Here is a 17,135-nt window from a genome sequence, read left to right on the forward strand (position 1 = left end):
GCTCGCCTCAGGGCGGCCGGCACCGTCGCATTTGTGCCTAGTATCGGGGCATGAATTCCGTGTCCGATGCGCCCGGCGCACCGTCGACCCCGCCCTCCGACGCCGAGGTCGACGACCTCGCCGCGCGGCTGCGATCCCCACTCCTGCAGCTCCACTTCCTGATGCGGCGCAACACACCGGGCCCGGATCTCACGCCCGCGCAGCAGTCGGCGCTGCAGAGCCTGTTGCGCCTCGGCCCCGTGCGGATGGGCGAGCTGGCGCGGTTCCTGCGGATCCGGCTGCCCTCCGCGACGAGTGCCGTCGACGGGCTCGAGCGTTTGGGGCTGGCGCAGCGCACCCCCGACCCGGACGATGGGCGCGCGGTCGTGGTGCAGCTCTCCGAGCACGGCGAGCAGCTCACCTCCGAGCTCATCGCAGCCCGCAACGCGGTCCTCGCCGAGCATCTCCACGAGCTGACGGACGAGGACCGGCGGAACCTGGACCTGGCGGTTCCCGCGCTCAACAAGCTCATCGACCGCTACCGCGACGACGACTGAGGAATCGATCACACCGACTTGTTCTTTACACGAGGTAATAGTTAGAATTTCGTAGTACCCCGAGAGGAGCTGCGATGACGACCACCGCCGAACACGACCAGACAGAGCACGCGCACCCCAGCCTGCGCGACACGCTGTCCCATCAGCCCAAGGCGGTGTGGGTCACGGCCTTCGCCGCGGTGATCGCCTTCATGGGCATCGGCCTCGTCGACCCGATCCTGGTGTCCATCGCCGACTCCCTGCACGCGACGCCCAGCCAGACCACCCTGCTGTTCTCGTCCTACCTCGGCGTCCAGGTGGTCGCCATGCTGTTCATCGGCTGGTTCACCTCGATGTTCGGCGCGAAGCGCACCGTCATCGCGGGCCTGCTGCTTATCGTGATCGCCGCCGGGGCCTGCGCCCTGGCCAATTCGATCGGCGCCCTCGTCGCGTGGCGCGCCATCTGGGGCCTCGGCAACGCGCTGTTCATCGCCACGGCGCTGGCCGTGATCGTCGCCGCCGCCACCGGCGGCCAGCAGGGCGCGATCCTGCTCTACGAGGCCGCGCTCGGCGTGGGCCTGGCTGTCGGGCCGCTACTCGGCGCCGTCCTCGGCGGCGTCTCCTGGCGCGGACCGTTCGCCGGCACCGCCGTCCTCATGCTGATCGGCGCCGTGCTGTGCGCCACGATGCTGAAGCCCGATGCGGCCGAGGCGAAGGAGAAGCGGCAGCGCGAGGGCACCGTCTCTCCCCTGGCCCCGCTCAAGGCGCTGCGCCAGCGCGGCCTGTTCCTCACCGGGCTCGGCTCCGCCTTCTACACCGCCGCCTTCTTCACCATCCTCGCCTGGTCGCCGTTCGTGCTGCACCAGAGCGCGTACTTCGTCGGCGCCGTGTTCGTCGGCTGGGGCCTGCTGGTCGCCGTGAGCGGGGTGTGGCTCGCGCCGAAGGTCGCCGCCGCCCTCGGCGAGCGCACCGGCTCCATCGTGGCCGTGCTGGTCTACGGCGTGCTGCTGGTGGTCGCCGCCATCGGGCACGAGAACGTGGCGGTGGTCGTCACCGTCGTCGTGCTCTCCGGCATCCCGTCGGGCGTGCTGAACACGCTGTTCACCGGCACCGCGATGTCGATCGCCGACGCGCCGCGCCCCGTCGCCAGCGCCGGTTACAACTTCCTGCGCTGGGCCGGCGGCGCACTCGCCGCGACCTTCGTGGCGCACTTCGCGAACTGGTTCGGCAGCCCCGCGGCCCCGTTCTACATCGGCGCGATCGCCTGCGTCGTGGCCGCCGTGGTCCTGACCCAGGTGCGCGGCAAGAACGCCGACTCCCGCGAGGTCCCGGCCGAGGCCGCCCTCGTCGGCGACGCGGAGTTCTGAGCGCTCGTTCGACACCCGAGAACCCCGGCGGATCCCCAGGATTCGACCGGGGTTCTCCCGCCCCCGGGGCCTTCGGTAGCGTGACCCCATGACCGACGACGCCCGCCCCCTCGCCCTCGTCACCGGCGCCTCCCGCGGGCTCGGCGCGCACATCGCGCGCGGGCTCGGCGGCACGCACCGGCTCCTGCTCGGCGGCCGCCCCTCCCCCGCGCTCGACGGCCTCGTCGCCGAGTTCGACGGTGCCGCAGCATTTCCGGCCGACCTCACCGATCACTCCGCAGTCCGGGAACTCGTCGCACCGATCGACCGGCTCGACGTGCTCGTGCACAACGCCGGCGTCGGCCGCATCGGGCGGATCGAGGACACCTCCGCCGCCGACTGGCGGGAGATGTTCGAGGTCAACCTTCTCGCGGTCGTCGAGCTCACCCGCGCCCTGCTGCCGGCGCTCCGCGCCGCGGGCGGTCACGTCGTGCTGATCAACTCGGGCGCCGGCAAGCGCGCCAACCCCGGCTGGTCCGCCTACGCGGCCAGCAAGTTCGGGCTGACCTCCTTCGCCGAGGCGCTCCGCGCGGAGGAGCCCGCGCTGCGCGTCACCAGTATCTTCCCGGGGCGGATCGACACGGAGATGCAGCAGGACATCTTCGCCGCCGAGGGGCGCGAGTACGCGACCGAGGGCCTGCTCCGGCCCGAGAGCGTCGCCCGCGCCGTGGTCCAGGCGATCGAGACTCCCGGCGACGCGCACGCCACGGAGATCGTGCTCCGGCCCCGCTGAACCCCGTGGCCGGGGTTCGTCGATCGGCGTAGGGTCGGGACCGTGAGCAGCGAGTCCTGGGCCGAGACGGACGACTACCTCGAGCGGACGGTGGCCGTCGACGCCGCCGCGTTCGAGCCGATCCGCGCCGCGCAGGCCGCGGGCGGCCTGCCGGACATCGCCGTCTCCGCGACGCAGGGCAAGTTCCTCTACCTGCTCGCGACCATCGCGCGTGCCGACCGCGTCCTCGAGATCGGCACCCTCGGCGGCTACAGCACCGCCTGGCTGGCGCGGGCGGTCGGGCCGTCGGGGTCGGTCGTCACCCTGGAGTTCGCGCCCGAGCACGCCGCGGTCGCGCGGGCCAGCCTCGACGAGGCCGGACTGGGCGACCGCGTCGACCTCAAGGTCGGCGCGGCGCTCGACACCCTGCCCTTCCTCGACGGTCCCTTCGGCCTCGTCTTCATCGACGCCGACAAGGCGAACAACCGCGCCTACCTGGATTGGGCTCTGCGGCTGAGCGTTCCGGGCACCGTCATCGTGCTCGACAACGTAGTGCGTCGCCTGCAGGACGAGGGGCCGGACGCCGACGGTATCCGCGGCGCCCTCGAGCGCCTCGGCTCCGACCCGCGGCTGGACGCCACCGCGCTGCAGACCGTCGGGATCAAGGGCTGGGACGGCCTGGCGATCGCCGTCGTGCGCTGATCCGGCGCCGTCCGCCGATCAGAACCGGTACGCGGGGAGGGTGATCGGGGACTTGTAGAGCGAGTTCACCCGCTCCCCGGCCAGCCAGTCCTGCAGCCGAGCGGCCTCCGCGTCGAGGGCCTTCCGCGCCGCACGGGGCGTGCCAGGGGCGAGGACCAGCCCGACGGCGCCCTCGTCGTCCTGGACGTAGGCCCCGACGACGCGGCCGTCCCACCACGCCGTTGTGCCCGCGTTGCCGGCGCTGTCGTAGATCGCAGCGGCGAACCCGGGATCGAGGTAGAAGGCGCGCTCCTTCCAGCCCATCGGCGTGGGATCGAGCGCGGGCAGGAGCGCGGCCCACGGCTCCATCGGCGCCACGGGATCCACGTCCTCCGGCAGCACCCAGCCGGTGCCATCGCGCTCCAATCGCACGTGGACCGCACCGATCTCGGCGAGCGCGGCGCGGATCGCCGTCTTGGTGGCGCCGAACCACCACACCACGTCCGTCTCCGTGACCGGGCCGAAGGCGCGCAGGTACTCCCGCACCAGAACCGCATACGCCTCCGCCGGATCGGTGCGCTCGGCCGGCCCGCCGAGCCACTCGTCGGCGCGGGACCACTGGTTCCGGTTCACCCGCCAGTGGCTCTCGTTGTGCCCACGCACCAGCTCTCCCGCCGCGCCGAGCCAGGTGAGAACCCTGGGCGCCAAGTGCATCTCGCCGCCGTACTTCTTGCCTTCCGACATCATCACCTTGCCGTCGAGCTCGGGCACCTGCTCGCGAAGCCGCACGGCGCTGAGCTCGCTGCCGCGGAGAGCGTCGAGGACCGCGGCGCGCGCCTGTGCGAGCCAGGCCTCGCCGTCGTCGGCGATACCGCCGCGGACCGCGTCCTTAGCGATCTTCGCGTGCTCCTGGGCCGCGACGCGGTCCGACGGGCCGCTGAGCGCCGGGCCGTACAGCTCGCGCGGGAAAACGAACATGGTGCGGCGCATGGCGAGCTGCTTGACGAGCGAGCGTTCCGCCCAGAGTTCGCGCTCGTACTCGTCACGGGCGAAGTCGTGCATCCGCGCGTGCACCGACAGGTACGGCGTCGCCGGCTCCGTGGCGTGCAGGACGCCGACGGCGCGCACCGCATCCAGCACTGAATCGGTGCGATGCTGCGGCGCGAGGGCGTGGCGGCGGGCCATGCGAGCGCGGCGCTCCGCATCGTCGATCAGGCGCATCCGGCGCTCCTTTCATCCCAGGACTCCAGGCTAAGGCATCGTCGTCTCGTAGGAAACATGTTCGGCTCTATTGCTCTCTCTCGCACACGCTCGTAGGATTGCAGTAACGAAAGGGGGGCGGCTCATGACCGATTCCGCCACTGCGGCTGAGTATCTCGGTGCGCTCACCTCCTTCGAACAGGCCGCCGACCGCTTGGCCGCGATGAACCCCGTCATGCTGTCCTCGCAGGAGGTCCTCGGGAGCCTCCGGCGCCTCGAGCGCGCCGCGCGCACAGTCCCCAGCAGCCAGCACTGGCTCACCGAGGTGGCCATCGAGCAGGACCTGCCGGCCCAGCTCGGCTACACGGGCGCCAAGGAGCTCCTGGTCGATCAGCTGTGCCTGGCGGGCGTCGAGGCGCGGGACCGGATCCGCGGCGCCCGTTCGCGCGCGCCGCGGCAGGAACGCGGGCACGCTCCCGAGCCGCGCCTGCCCCTCGTCGCCGCCGCCCAGCGCGCGGGCACGCTGTCCGAACGGCACGCCCTGGCGATCGAGAAGGCCTTCGACACCTGCTCCCCCAAGCTCTCCCATCCCGACCTGCACGATCTTGAGGACATGCTGGTCACCGCCGCCGTCGGCGGGTGTACGCCGGAGGACGTCGTACTCCTCGGCCGGCGTGCGTACGAGCTCCTCGACCCCGACGGTGCCGAACCCTCCGCGGAGGACGTCGCCCGCAAGCGCGAGTTGACCGTCGGCAAGCAAGGCGACGACCTCATGTCCGCGCTCGGCGGGGTGCTCTCACCGGAGGCCCGCGCGCTGATGGACACGATGCTGGAGAAGCTCGCCCGGCCCGGCGTGAACAACCCGGCGGACGCGGCGCACCCCGTCGACATCGACGATGCAGAGGCCGTCGCCGAAGCGGCGAAGCAGGATCGACGAAGCGCCGTGCAACGCAACCACGACGCGTTCGTCGCGGCACTCCGGATCGTGATCGGCTCGGGTGCGCTCGGGCAGCACCGCGGGATGCCGTGCGTCCCGATCATCACCCTGGGGATCGATCAGCTCGAGTCCGAGACCGGCATCGCCACCACCGCCACCGGTGGTCGACTACCCGTCGAGGACGCGCTTCGGATGATGGGCGCCAACCCCAAGTACGTTCTGCTGCTGGATGTCGCGTCGCGCCCGCTGTACCTCGGCCGCGAGAAGCGCCTGGCGTCCGCGGACCAGCGCATCGCCCTCTACGGGTCCGAGCAGGGCTGCAGCGCGCCCCGGTGCGATGCGCCGGCCACCCGCTGCCAGGTGCACCACAAGACGGAGTGGCGCGACGGGGGCGCCACCGACATCACGGTGCTGACCCTGGCCTGCGATGCCCACCATGGCAAGGTGGTCCCCAGTGACGACGAGGTGCGCCGCGGATTCGAGACCGTCACGCTGCCCGAGGGCGACGAGTACGCCGGCCGCACCGGGTGGCGCCGCACCGGCGATCCCACCGGCGAGTACCGCGTGAACCACTCGCACCACGCGGAGGAGCTCTACCGGCTGGCGCAGGAGCACCACCGCCAACGGCACCAGCAGTACGCCGACGAGTGGCGCGCGCAGGACGAACGCGCCCTCTACGGCGACTTCGTGGGCACCTTCCACGACGACATCGCCGCGATGCTGGACGGGCCGCACGGCCCGCCGCTGCTGGAGGACCTGCTCTCCGACCACGACGCCGACAACCATTGGCGCGAGGATCTGCCGTGGCAGCTCGCTGTCGTGGCATGCCCCGAGGTGGCATTCGGCGACTGCTCAGGCGCGCCGGCGGAGCGCACGGCGGGTCAGCACATCGGGGCCGTCGGCTCCGTGCACGGGGCACGTCCGCACGGGGCGGGCTCAGCGCGTACCGGGGGCTCCCAGGTTCCGGGTGAATCGACCCAGGCCCGGCCCGGTCAACTCGTCCAGGACGACGGTGCGGCCGCCCATCGCGAGCAGCAGCACCTCGGCCGTGCCGCGGACCTCGGGCCCGCGGCCGAAAGACCAGTCGAGGTCGTCGGCGACGAGGCGCACTCCCCTGCCCCGGACCGCGCCCCGCACCGGCGGCGCCCAGAGTGCGAAGTTCAGCGCCGGCCGGATGCGCTCCCCGGGGATCGTCCGCGGCAGGTTCAGCGGTCGGCGGACGTCCTGCTGGTGGATCATGCCGTCCAGCAAGGAGATACGGCACCCGAAGCCGGAGGTCAGTCCCGTGGGCCGCTGGTGTACGCGGAGGGCGGACACGACGTCGCCGGTGGTGAGCCCGGCGAGCTCCGCGAGGCGTGCATCGTTCGAGGAACTGCCAGGATGCGCGCGGCCGGTGACCATTCGCTGCAGCGTCTCCCGCCCAGCGAGCAGGTCGTAGCTGATGTGGTGCAACACCACGTCCCGGACGCTCCACCCCTGACACAGGCTGGGCGCACTCCACTGCGCTTCCGTGAAGCCCTCCACGAGTTCGAGCAGACTGCGCCGCTCCTCGGTCGCGAGGTGCCCAACGGATCCGATCACGGGTTCAGTCCTCCTCCGGGTGCCACAGGTCGTCGTCCCGATCCTTGACGAAGATCCGGCCGCGAGGTTCCACTTCGACGACGTCCGTGAGCCAGAAGGTGTCGCCCGGCGCCCACCCCGCGATCACCGAGTGCACTCCCGGTTCCACCTCGATCGCGGTACCGCTCGCCGCGAGGTACGCGCCGACCTGCAGGTGCACCGCGTCGTACTCCTCTGCCACGGATCGCCAATCGGGCATCACCCACCGGGTGTCCGCGAGTCCAGTAGTGGTGAGCCAGTCTCGCGATCGGTCGTTCGTGACATCGAGTGGGTGATGTCGACACAGCTCCGCCCACGACTCGCCGGAGTCGATCTCCAGGACTCGTGGTCTTGAGGACGTCACGGAATGCACGGATGCCCGTTGCTGCCCGAACCCGTCTTCGACGAGAAACAGGCCACTCGGCTCCCCTCCGGGTACCGGGCAGGTCCTGACCAGACCGAACGGTGGCGCCGACCACCACCCGCTCATGTATCCGGGAGGTTCCCTAAGGTCACGTGACCTGAAAGCCTCCGCGAGGATCTCCGCGGCCGGAGAGTCGAGAGCTGCCACCTCGTCGAACGGCAGATAGCGCACCCGGTGCTGGTCAGCAGAGAACGGTGCCGTCCACCAACCGACTTCGGGCAACGCCTCGATTCCCTGCGCGATCCTTTGCAGCGGCGACGCGAGTTGCGGCATCGACCCCACGAGCTCCTCGTCCCGCGGATCCTGCCAGTACACGGCATTGCCGACAGTGTGTTCCAGGGCGCCACGAACCGCGGCGGCATCAAGAACCTCCGGCTCGGTCAGTGCGAGCTGGAGCGACTGAACGGACCGATACTGGGAATCCGTCAGCAATCGATCCTCTGCAGCCCGATACCACGGCACGGAGCCACCCATATCCGGCTCGAGCTCGAGATCCCATAGGCTGCGCCATGCTGCGGAGGGCAGACCGGCGAAGACGCACAACGCCCGCCCGCGGGGGCCGGCCATGAGCTGCTCGGCGAGAGGACTCATGACCGGACTCCCCTGTTACGGAACGATGTTGACGAGCTTGCCGGAGACGACGATCACCTTGCGCGGGGCGCCGTCGAGCAGCTCGGCGATCCTCGGGTCCGCCAGAGCGGCGGCCTCGAGGGCCTCGTCGGAGGCGTCGGCGCCCACGGTGATCCGCGAACGGACCTTGCCCTTCACCTGCACCGGGATCTCGACGGTGTCCTGCACCAGCCACTGGCCCTCGGCGACGGGGAACGGGCCGTGCGCCAGCGACTCGGCGTGGCCCAGCCGGCTCCACAGCTCCTCCGCGATGTGCGGGGCGACGGGAGCGAGCATCAGCGTCAACGGCTCGGCGAGCGAGCGCGGCGCGCCGCCGGGGTACGCCTTGGTGAGGTGGTTGGTCAGCTCGATCAGCTTGGCGATGGCGGTGTTGTCGCGCATCTCCGCGTAGTCCTCGCGGACGCCGGCGATCGTCTTGTGCAGCACCCGCATCGAGTCGTCGGACGGCGTCTCGTCGGTGACCCGGACGGCGCCGTTCTCCTCGTCGATCACCGCGCGCCAGGCGCGCTGCAGGAAGCGCTGCGCGCCCACGACGTCCTTCGTCGCCCACGCGCGGTCCTGGTCCAGCGGTCCCATGGACATCTCGTAGACGCGCAGGGTGTCGGCGCCGTAGTCGCGGGCGATGTCGTCCGGTGCGACCGAGTTCTTCAGGGACTTGCCCATCTTGCCGTACTCGCGTTTCACCTCCTGATCGCCGAGGAAGAACTTCCCGTCGCGCTCCACGACGTCCTCCGCGGGCACGTAGACGCCGCGGGAATCGGTGTAGGCGAAGGCCTGGATCATGCCCTGGTTGAACAGCTTCCGGTACGGCTCACGCGAGGTGACGTAGCCCAGGTCGAAGAGCACCTTGTGCCAGAACCGCGCGTACAGCAGGTGCAGCACGGCGTGCTCCACGCCGCCGACGTACAGGTCCACGCCGCCGGGATCGCCCGCACCGTTGACCTCGGGCCGCGGGCCCATCCAGTAGGCCTCGTTCTCCTTGGCGCAGAACGTCTCCGTGTTCGTGGGGTCCACGTAGCGCAGCTGGTACCACGAGCTGCCGGCCCACTGCGGCATGACGTTCGCGTCGCGGGTGTAGTCCTGCAGGCCGTCGCCGAGGTCCAACTCGACGTGCAGCCAATCGGTGGCCTTCGCCAGTGGGGGAGAGGGCTGCGAGTCCGAATCCTCCGGATCGAAGGCCACGGGCGCGTAGTCCTCGACCTCCGGGAGCAGCACAGCCAGCTGGGATTCCGGCAGAGCGTGCGGCGCACCGTCGGCATCGAAAACGATGGGGAAGGGCTCGCCCCAGTATCGCTGGCGCGCGAACAGCCAGTCGCGCAGCTTGTACTGCACGGTTCCTCGGCCGGCGCCGGTCTTCTCCAGGAAGGCGATGACGGCGGCCTTCGCCTCGGCGACGCCCAGGCCGTTGATATCGAGATCGGCGTTGGCGGAGTTCACCGCGGGGCCCTCGCCGATGTACGCCTCGTCCGCGACGCCGGCCTCGCTGCCGACCACCTCGACCATGGGCAGGCCGAACTTCGTCGCGAACTCGTGGTCGCGGATGTCGTGGCCCGGGACGGCCATGATGGCGCCGGTGCCGTAGCCCATGAGCACGTAGTCGCCGATGAAAACGGGGATCTCGGTGCCGCTCAGCGGGTTCACCGCGAACGTGCCCAGGAAGACACCCGTCTTCTCCTTGCCCTCCTGGCGCTCCAGGTCGGACTTGGCGGCGATCGACGCGCGGTACCCGGCGACGGCCTCCGCCGGGGACCCGGCGCCGCCGGTCCACCGCTCATCGACACCAGCGGGCCAGGCATCGGCGGTCAGCTGGTCGACCAGCGGGTGCTCGGGGGAGAGCACCATGTAGGTGGCGCCGAACAGGGTGTCGGGGCGGGTGGTGAAGACCTCGATCCGCTCGCCGGCGGCGGTGAAAGCCACGCGGGCGCCGCGGCTGCGGCCGATCCAGTTGCGCTGCATGGACTTGACCTTCTCGGGCCAGTCCAGCACGTCGAGGTCATCGATCAGGCGGTCCGAGTACGCGGTGATCCGCATCATCCACTGCCGCAGCTGCTTGCGGTACACGGGGAAGTTGCCGCGCTCGCTGCGGCCGTCGGCGGTGACCTCCTCGTTGGCGAGCACGGTGCCCAGGCCCGGGCACCAGTTCACCAGCGAATTGCTCTCGTAGACCAGGCGGTGATCGTCGAGCACGGCGGAGCGCTCGGCCGCCGTCAGACCCGACCACTCCCGTCCGTCGTCCAAAGCCCTCGCGCCGGAGGCGAACTCGGCCTCGAGCTCAGCGATCGGCCGCGCGCGGTCCTGGGCGGCGTCGTACCAGGCGTTGTAGATCTGCAGGAAGATCCACTGCGTCCAGTGGTAGAACTCCGGGTCCGTAGTGGAGACACGGCGGCGCTCATCGTGGGCCAGGCCGAGCGAGCCGATCTGCTCCAGGTACCGCTCGATGTTCTTCTCGGTGGTGACGCGCGGGTGCGTGCCGGTCTGGACCGCGTACTGCTCGGCAGGCAGGCCGAAGGCGTCGAAGCCCATCGTGTGCAGAACGTTGGCGCCGTTCATCCGGTGGTACCGGCCGAAGACATCCGTCGCGATGAAGCCCAGCGGGTGGCCGACGTGCAGGCCCGCACCCGAGGGGTACGGGAACATGTCGAGGATGAACAGCTTCTCGGGGGGCAGCGCACCGTCGGCCACCGCCAGCGGGCCGACGGGGTTCGGGGCGTTGAAGACGCCGCCGTCGCGCCACTGATCGCGCCACCGCTGCTCGATGGTGCCCGCGAGCTCGGCCGTGTACCGATGGGCGGGGCCGGCCGACGGACTCTGTTCAACGTTCTGCGTCACCCCACCAGCTTAGTGACGGTCCTGGTCGGCCCCGCAAACACCTGCTTGAGCGCGATTTGCACGGGTCTCTAAACTAGAGATCGTGTTCGTGCTGGTTGTGATCCTCGCCCTGGCCGCCGTGGCGGCCGTTGTCGTGGGCGGCGCCGGGCTCGTCGGCCGCCTGCCGGAGAACGGTGCCGTGGGGGTCCGCACGGAGCAGACCCTCTCCGATCCGCTGCTCTGGCGCACCGCGAACCGCGTCGCGGGCCCCGGTCTGGTCGCGGCGGGCGTCATCTTCGGCGGCGGCGCGCTCACCGGCCTCGCGATGGACGTCCCGTGGTCCTACGTCTCCGTCGGCGTCGCCGTGGTCGCGGGCCTGTTCCTCGCCGGCTTCGGCGCGCTCCAGGGCGCCCGTGCGGCCTCGATCCAGGCCCACCTGCAGATGCCCGAGGCCACCTGCTGCAGCGCCGACGAGGCACCGTCGGACGACCCGGCGGACGACTGCGGCGTGACCGGCGGCTGCGGTGCGTGTGCCCTCAAGGGCATGTGCGACCACGAGGCGCGCCCGGCGTAGACGATGCGCAAGCTCCTCGGCAAGCTCTCGATCGACGGCTTCATCCTGGCGATCTTCGCCGCAGTCGCCCTCGCGGCCCTGTTCCCGGCGGAGGGGCGCGCGGTCCCCGTGGTCGACGGTGCCGTCACCGTCGCGATCGCGGTCCTGTTCTTCCTGTACGGGGCGCGGATCCACCCGATGGAGGCGCTGGCCGGCCTGAAGCACTGGCGCCTGCACGTGGTGATCCTGGGCTTCACCTTCGTGGTCTTCCCGATCATCGGCGTGCTGCTGCGCTTCGCGCCGGAAGTCCTGCTGCGGCCCGAGCTGTACGCCGGCGTGCTGTTCCTGACGCTGCTGCCGTCCACCGTGCAGTCGTCGATCGCCTTCACCTCGATCGCGGGCGGCAACGTACCTGGCGCGATCGTCAGCGCCTCGGTGTCCAACCTGCTCGGCGTCTTCATCACCCCGCTGCTGGTGCTCGCGCTGATGGCGACCACCGGCGAGGTGCAGTTCCACAGCAGCTCGATCATCGACCTGTGCCTGCAGCTCCTACTGCCCTTCCTGCTCGGCCAACTGCTGCGGCCGTGGGTGGGCGGGTTCGTGAAGAAGTACGCCGCGGCGCTCAAGTACGTAGACCGCGGCTCGATCGTGCTGGTGGTCTACTCCGCCTTCTCCGCGGGCATGCGCGAGCACATCTGGAGCCAGGTCTCCTGGGTGGGCGTCGTGCAGCTGATCGTGCTGTCCGCCGTGCTCGTGGTGGTGATGCTGTGGCTCACCCGGAGCACCGCCGAGAAGCTCGGTTTCGACCGCGCCGACATGATCGCCATCCAGTTCTGCGGAACGAAGAAGTCGATGGCCACCGGCCTGCCGATGGCTGCCGTCCTGTTCGCCGGGCAGCCCGTCGGCCTGCTGGTGCTGCCGCTGATGATCTTCCATCAGTTGCAGCTCATGATGTGCGCGTGGCTGGCCGCGCGGTACGGGCGCGAGCTCGAGCGGGAGACCGTCCCGGCCTGAGCCGTCACTCCACGACGGGTTGCTCCGCGACCTTCGCCAGCGTCGGCTCCATCGTCCGCAGGAACCAGGCCCGGCTCAGCGACGTGGGCTGGTAGACCGAGTACGTGAGATCGAGGTCGGCGACGACCGCGGTGCCGCGCTGCACCTGGGGTAGGGCCGAGTAGCCGGGCAGCCGCAGGAGATCCTCGCCCGTCGCGCCGTTGGGGTAGATCGCCATGAAATTGGCGGCCACCTTGGGGAGGAGCTCCAGCGAGACCATGCCCCGGGTCGCGGGGTTGACGAACCGAGGCTCCTCGCGGATGGCGCGCGGCACCGTCAGGCCCAGTTCCGCGAGAAACAGGTTCGTCGGGTCCTGCGGGCTCGCGATCACGTTGAAGCTCGACGCCGCGGCCGCGTACTGGGCCACGAACCCCGTCTTCCCCCGCAGGCCCGGGTACCGCTTCGCGAAGCCCGACACCAGGTCGTGGTCGGCCGCGATCACCCGCCGCGCCTCGTCCTCCTTGCCGAGGATCCGGCCGAGGGCGAGGAGCTGGGCGTTCCAGCCGGAGTCGGGACCCGACGCGGCGATGCCACCGAGCACCTTGGTCACCCCGCTCACCGCGACGAAGTTCTCGCCCTTGACCACGCGGTGGTCGCCGACGAAGAGATCCGGCTGGTACTTGGCGATCTCCTCGGCCGGCAGGCTGGTGGCGCTGGGCGCCTTGATCACCGGCACATCCTTGAGCAGCTCGCGCTGCCACGCCGCGGGCAGCGGCTGGGTCAGCTGCACGATGGCGACCGGCTTGATCCCGAGCGCCAGCACGTTGTCGATCGAATAGCCCTGCGCGACGATCCGCTTCGTGCCGACGGGGTAGTCGATGGTGCCGTTGGCCTGGGGGATGGACACCGTCGAGGACGACGGTGCCGCCTGCTCCGTCGCGCCCGAGCCGCAGCCCGCGAGCAGGGCGAGCGCCGCGACGGCCGCCGCGAGGCGCCGCATCAGGCCACCGCCTGCTGCTGCGCGGCGTTGACGAAGAGCGGCTCGAGCTGGGGCAGGATCCACTCCCGGCTCAGCGGGGTGGGCTGGTTCAGCGCGATCACCGTCTGCAGGTCGACGACCTGCGTCGCGCCCGAGGTCACCTGCGGCAGGCCGGCGTAGCCGGGCAGCCGCTGAAGGTCTGCGGCGGTGGCGCCGTTCGGGTAGATCACCATGAGGTTCGAAGCGATCTGGGGGAGCAGCTCCAGCGACACCGGGGTGCGTCCGCCCTGCTGGCCGGCTCCCGTGGCGAAGCGCGGGTTGTCCTTGATCGCCTTCGGGAGGGTCATCCCCAGTTCGGCGAACATGGTGTTGGTCGGGTCGGCAGCAGAGGAGACGAAGTTGAATGTGCTCGACGCGGCGATGTATTGCGCGAGGACCGCCGACTTGCCCTGCAGCCCCGGGTGCCGCTCGCGGACGGCGGCGAACCGCGCCTTGTCGTCCGCGAGAACACGGTTCACGACATCCGTCTTCCCGAGGATCTTCCCCAGGGCCTTGAGCTGGACGTCCCACGCGGCGCTGGAACCGTTCTCCTCGATGCCGCCCAGCACTGTGGTGACGGCGGACAACCGCTCGAAGGTGGGCTTATCGACGACGTAATTGTCGCCGGCGAACAGCTCGGGGCGGTACTTCGCGATCTCCTCGACCGGCATGGACTTCTTGTCCGGCGACTTGATGATCGGGATGCCGTCGAGCTGCTTGCCGTGCCAGGGCGCGGGCAGCGGCAGCCCGCCCTCCACCACGGCGACGGGCTTGATGCCGAGGGCGAGGAGATTGTCGATCGAGTAGCCGGTGGCGACGATGCGGGTCGGACCGACGGGGAACACGGTGACCCCGTTGACCTGCGTGATCGTGACGGTGCTCGCCGCGGGGGCGGCACCGTCGGAACCCGAACCACCGCACGCCGTCGTGACCAGCCCGACCACCGATACCGCGGCAATGAACACCGTGCTGACCCGCCTCATGAAACCCTCCCGATCGACAGGAAGGTAAGACTAGCCTAACTAGCGACGGGGTGGAACGCCTGCCTGAGTAGTCGCGGCCGAAGTCAGTTGACGGAGACGTCCACGGGGTGGGTCGCGAGCAGCGCGGTCGGCAGTCCCTGACGGCGGAGCACCCTGCCCCACAAGTCCACCCGCGAGGGCACCAGGACGTCGGTGTGCAGGGAGCCGCAGGGGATCCAGTCGTCGCGCTCGAACTCGTCGTCGAGCTGCCCCATGCCCCAGCCGCTGTACCCGGCGAAGACGCGCACGCCGTCGAGTAGCTCGTCCATCATCTCCACGTCGGAGTCGAGGTCCACGAGCACCACCCGGCCGGCAACGGGCTGCAGACCGCGGATGCCGTTCACGTCCACGCCGGCCTTCACCACGCCCAGGCACAGCGCCGCCGACTGATTGACCGGGCCGCCGACGAACACCGCCTTCGGCTTGGCCGCCAGGTCATGCCACCGGGGGAGCACCCCGTGCACCGCGGACTCGCTGGGCCGGTTCAGGACCACACCCAGGCTGCCCGACTCGTTGTGCTCGATCAGGTAAACGACGGTGCGGGAGAACGTCGGCTCGACCAGCTCCGGGGAGGCGACCAGCAACGTGCCCGAAGACACCTCGAAGCCCGCATCGGCGGGCTCGCCGGAGGACGCGCCGCCCTGCGTCGGCTCATTCGAACGATCTGGACCCACACCCCCATCATCGCACGTCGAGAACCATCGGGGTCCGCCGACGCGGATGCCCTCTCGCCGATACGCTGTAGCACGTGACGACCAGCGGAACGGACGCTCCCGCCGCCGCTGCGAAACCCGCGTGGCGGACCTTCCGCGACCTGCCCGACCTGCTGCGTCTGCTCGGCGTCCGCCTCCTGAGCCAATACGCCGAGGGCCTGTTCCAGGCCGGGCTCGGCACCGCCATCGTCTTCAACCCCGAACGGAACGCCACCCCGGCAGCCATCGCCACCGGCCTCGCCGTCCTGCTACTGCCGTACTCGGTGATCGGGCCCTTCGCCGGCGCCCTGCTGGACCGCTGGGACCGGCGCCGCGTCTTCATCGTGGCCAACCTCGTGCGCGCGCTGCTCATCGCCGCATGCGCGGGGGTGCTCGCTTCGGGGGCGGGAGAGACGGCGATCTTCGTCGTCGCGCTGGCCGTCGGCGGCGCCGGCCGCTTCGTGGCGTCCGGCCTCTCCGCCGCGCTCCCGCACGTGGTCGACCGGCCGCAGCTCGTCGCGATCAACTCCCTGACCACGACCATGGGGGCCGGCGCGACCGCGGTTGGCGCCAGCACGGCCGTCGGGCTGCGGGCGATCTTCGGCTCCGACGACGGGGGCGGCGCCTGCGTCCTCGCCGTCGCCGTGCTCGTCGCGGTCCTCGGCGCGGTGCTCTCCACCCGCTTCCCCGCGGGCGTCCTCGGCCCCGACCACGACGTCTCCGGCAAGCACGAGAAGCCCCCGACCGCGCTCAGCGATGTCGCCGCCGGCCTCGCGCACGGGGCCCTCGCCGCGTGGCGCGCACCGTCGGTCACGGCGGCACTGACCGGCATGGGGGCGCACCGAACGGTGTTCGGGTTCAACACCCTGATGCTGCTCCTGCTCACCCGGCACCACTTCACCGACGGAACCCTGGGCCTCGCAGGATTCGGCTCGATGGCCGGTGCGACCGCGCTCGGCATGTTCGTGGCCGCCGTGTTCACGCCCTTCGCGGTGGCCCGGTGGGGACGCCGTAACACCGTGGTCGGGGCGCTCGCGGTCGCGTGCCTCACCCAGCTCACGGTGCTGTCCCTGAACTTCGTGATGCTGGTCGTCGCCGCCGCGGTGCTCGGCCTCGCGGGTCAGGTGGTGAAGTTGTCGGGCGACGCGGCCATGCAGCTCGACGTCCCCGACGAGCGCCGCGGCCAGGTCTTCGCCTTCCAGGACGCCCTGTTCAACGTGACCTTCGTGGGCGCGGTCGCCTTCGCTGCCGCGGTGGTCCCGTTCGACGGCGTCTGTCGCCCGCTCGCCGGCTTCGGCGCGCTGCTGTACGCGGTCGCCGTCGGGCTCGTCGTGCTCCTCTACCGCCGCACGGGAACCCCGGAGGCCGCCGGCGCGTCCAATTGACATGGGGGACGAACTGATCGAGTACTGGTTCGGCGACGGCGAGGGCCATCTCACCCGCTGGACCTCGCCCGGTGCGCTGGGTTCGGTGCTGCTCGACTTCGACGGTGACGGCCGGATCGACGACGCGATGGTCGATCTCGACGGGGATGGCCGGGCGGATGTGGCCGCACTCGATCTCGACGACGACGGGACCCGTGAGGCCACCTTCCGCGACGACGGCTCGGGCCGCTGGGCGGAATCCACGCAGGCGCCCGGCGCGGGCCCGGTGGGGCGGGGGGTCGGGGCTGACGCCCGGCCCGATCATGTCCACAACGGGCTGCCCGGAGCCGCAGGCACACCGGCGCGAGCGGCACCGTCGGCGTGCCCCATCCCCGGCGTCACGGGCGTGCAGGCCCCCGGGCCGGACAAGCCGGTGCGGGTCGTGCCCGTGTCTGCGGAACCGGGGCAGCCGGCCCGGCAGGCCGTCGCCGATACGGACGCCGACGGTGCGCCCGACGTCCTGCTCTTCGACACCGACGGCGACGGTACGGCGGACGGCGCGACCGATCTGCAGCAGTAGT

The 17,135-nt window shown here is 70.8% G+C and carries 14 protein-coding genes and 2 pseudogenes; 9 read left to right on the forward strand and 7 right to left on the reverse strand.

What is annotated here, in order from left to right; genetic code table 11:
* Positions 1-50: 50 nt before the first annotated feature.
* The 4 genes from HNP44_RS04545 to HNP44_RS04560 all read left to right on the forward strand — a co-directional run bounded on the left by HNP44_RS04545 (position 51) and on the right by HNP44_RS04560 (position 3,335).
* The gene (locus HNP44_RS04545) at positions 51-536 is read left to right on the forward strand and encodes a MarR family winged helix-turn-helix transcriptional regulator (protein WP_259141255.1); all 486 of its coding nucleotides are present in this window, start codon (positions 51-53) and stop codon (positions 534-536) included.
* 74 nt (positions 537-610) lie between these two features.
* Entirely contained in the window at positions 611-1,882 is a 1,272-nt protein-coding gene (locus tag HNP44_RS04550; protein ID WP_259141254.1) for an MFS transporter, read from the forward strand.
* 88 nt (positions 1,883-1,970) lie between these two features.
* Positions 1,971-2,654 (forward strand): SDR family oxidoreductase, encoded by a 684-nt coding sequence (locus tag HNP44_RS04555; RefSeq protein ID WP_259141253.1) that lies wholly within the window; start codon positions 1,971-1,973, stop codon positions 2,652-2,654.
* 42 nt (positions 2,655-2,696) lie between these two features.
* On the forward strand, positions 2,697-3,335 hold the full coding sequence (locus HNP44_RS04560; protein ID WP_259141252.1) for an O-methyltransferase: 639 nt from the start codon (positions 2,697-2,699) through the stop codon (positions 3,333-3,335).
* Positions 3,336-3,353: 18 nt separating this feature from the next.
* Here HNP44_RS04560 and HNP44_RS04565 read toward each other — a convergent pair whose 3' ends face one another.
* Complete coding sequence (locus tag HNP44_RS04565; RefSeq protein WP_259141251.1) at positions 3,354-4,535, reverse strand: winged helix DNA-binding domain-containing protein; 1,182 nt, start codon at positions 4,533-4,535, stop codon at positions 3,354-3,356.
* Positions 4,536-4,749: 214 nt separating this feature from the next.
* Here HNP44_RS04565 and HNP44_RS04570 point away from each other — a divergent pair.
* Positions 4,750-5,742, forward strand: a pseudogene (locus HNP44_RS04570) (DUF222 domain-containing protein); the annotation flags it as partial.
* Positions 5,743-6,387: 645 nt separating this feature from the next.
* On the opposite strand, the gene HNP44_RS04575 reads toward HNP44_RS04570, so the two are convergent.
* Genes HNP44_RS04575 through leuS form a run of 3 tightly spaced genes read right to left on the reverse strand, consistent with a single transcriptional unit; the run spans position 6,388 to position 10,933 of the window.
* On the reverse strand, positions 6,388-7,032 hold the full coding sequence (locus HNP44_RS04575; protein ID WP_310437661.1) for a maleylpyruvate isomerase family mycothiol-dependent enzyme: 645 nt from the start codon (positions 7,030-7,032) through the stop codon (positions 6,388-6,390).
* A gap of 4 nt (positions 7,033-7,036) precedes the next feature.
* Complete coding sequence (locus HNP44_RS04580) at positions 7,037-8,041, reverse strand: hypothetical protein (RefSeq protein ID WP_259141250.1); 1,005 nt, start codon at positions 8,039-8,041, stop codon at positions 7,037-7,039.
* 39 nt (positions 8,042-8,080) lie between these two features.
* The gene (gene leuS, locus HNP44_RS04585; protein ID WP_310437655.1) at positions 8,081-10,933 is read right to left on the reverse strand and encodes a leucine--tRNA ligase; all 2,853 of its coding nucleotides are present in this window, start codon (positions 10,931-10,933) and stop codon (positions 8,081-8,083) included.
* Between the two features lie 133 nt (positions 10,934-11,066).
* On the opposite strand from leuS, the pseudogene HNP44_RS20925 reads away from it, so the two are divergent.
* Positions 11,067-11,297: pseudogene (locus HNP44_RS20925) on the forward strand (SdpI family protein); the annotation flags it as partial.
* Positions 11,298-11,489: 192 nt separating this feature from the next.
* The gene (locus HNP44_RS04595) at positions 11,490-12,479 is read left to right on the forward strand and encodes a bile acid:sodium symporter family protein (protein ID WP_259141248.1); all 990 of its coding nucleotides are present in this window, start codon (positions 11,490-11,492) and stop codon (positions 12,477-12,479) included.
* A 4-nt stretch (positions 12,480-12,483) separates the two neighbouring features.
* Here HNP44_RS04595 and HNP44_RS04600 read toward each other — a convergent pair whose 3' ends face one another.
* From HNP44_RS04600 to HNP44_RS04610, 3 genes are all read right to left on the reverse strand, one after another.
* Positions 12,484-13,458, reverse strand: coding sequence for an ABC transporter substrate-binding protein (locus tag HNP44_RS04600; protein WP_259141247.1), 975 nt, complete (start codon positions 13,456-13,458; stop codon positions 12,484-12,486).
* Positions 13,458-14,459 carry an ABC transporter substrate-binding protein gene (locus HNP44_RS04605; RefSeq protein ID WP_259141246.1) on the reverse strand — a complete coding sequence of 334 codons (1,002 nt, stop codon included), beginning with the start codon at positions 14,457-14,459 and terminating at the stop codon, positions 13,458-13,460. The genes HNP44_RS04600 and HNP44_RS04605 overlap by 1 nt, the downstream gene beginning before the upstream one ends.
* 83 nt (positions 14,460-14,542) lie before the next feature.
* On the reverse strand, positions 14,543-15,172 hold the full coding sequence (locus HNP44_RS04610) for a YqgE/AlgH family protein (protein ID WP_259141245.1): 630 nt from the start codon (positions 15,170-15,172) through the stop codon (positions 14,543-14,545).
* A gap of 74 nt (positions 15,173-15,246) precedes the next feature.
* On the opposite strand from HNP44_RS04610, the gene HNP44_RS04615 reads away from it, so the two are divergent.
* Entirely contained in the window at positions 15,247-16,575 is a 1,329-nt protein-coding gene (locus tag HNP44_RS04615; RefSeq protein ID WP_259141244.1) for an MFS transporter, read from the forward strand.
* A gap of 1 nt (position 16,576) precedes the next feature.
* Positions 16,577-17,134 carry a hypothetical protein gene (locus tag HNP44_RS04620; RefSeq protein WP_259141243.1) on the forward strand — a complete coding sequence of 186 codons (558 nt, stop codon included), beginning with the start codon at positions 16,577-16,579 and terminating at the stop codon, positions 17,132-17,134.
* The last annotated feature ends 1 nt before the right edge of the window (position 17,135 follow it).

It is taken from the genome of Tsukamurella ocularis, assembly GCF_024807615.1.
Lineage (GTDB): Bacteria > Actinomycetota > Actinomycetes > Mycobacteriales > Mycobacteriaceae > Tsukamurella > Tsukamurella ocularis.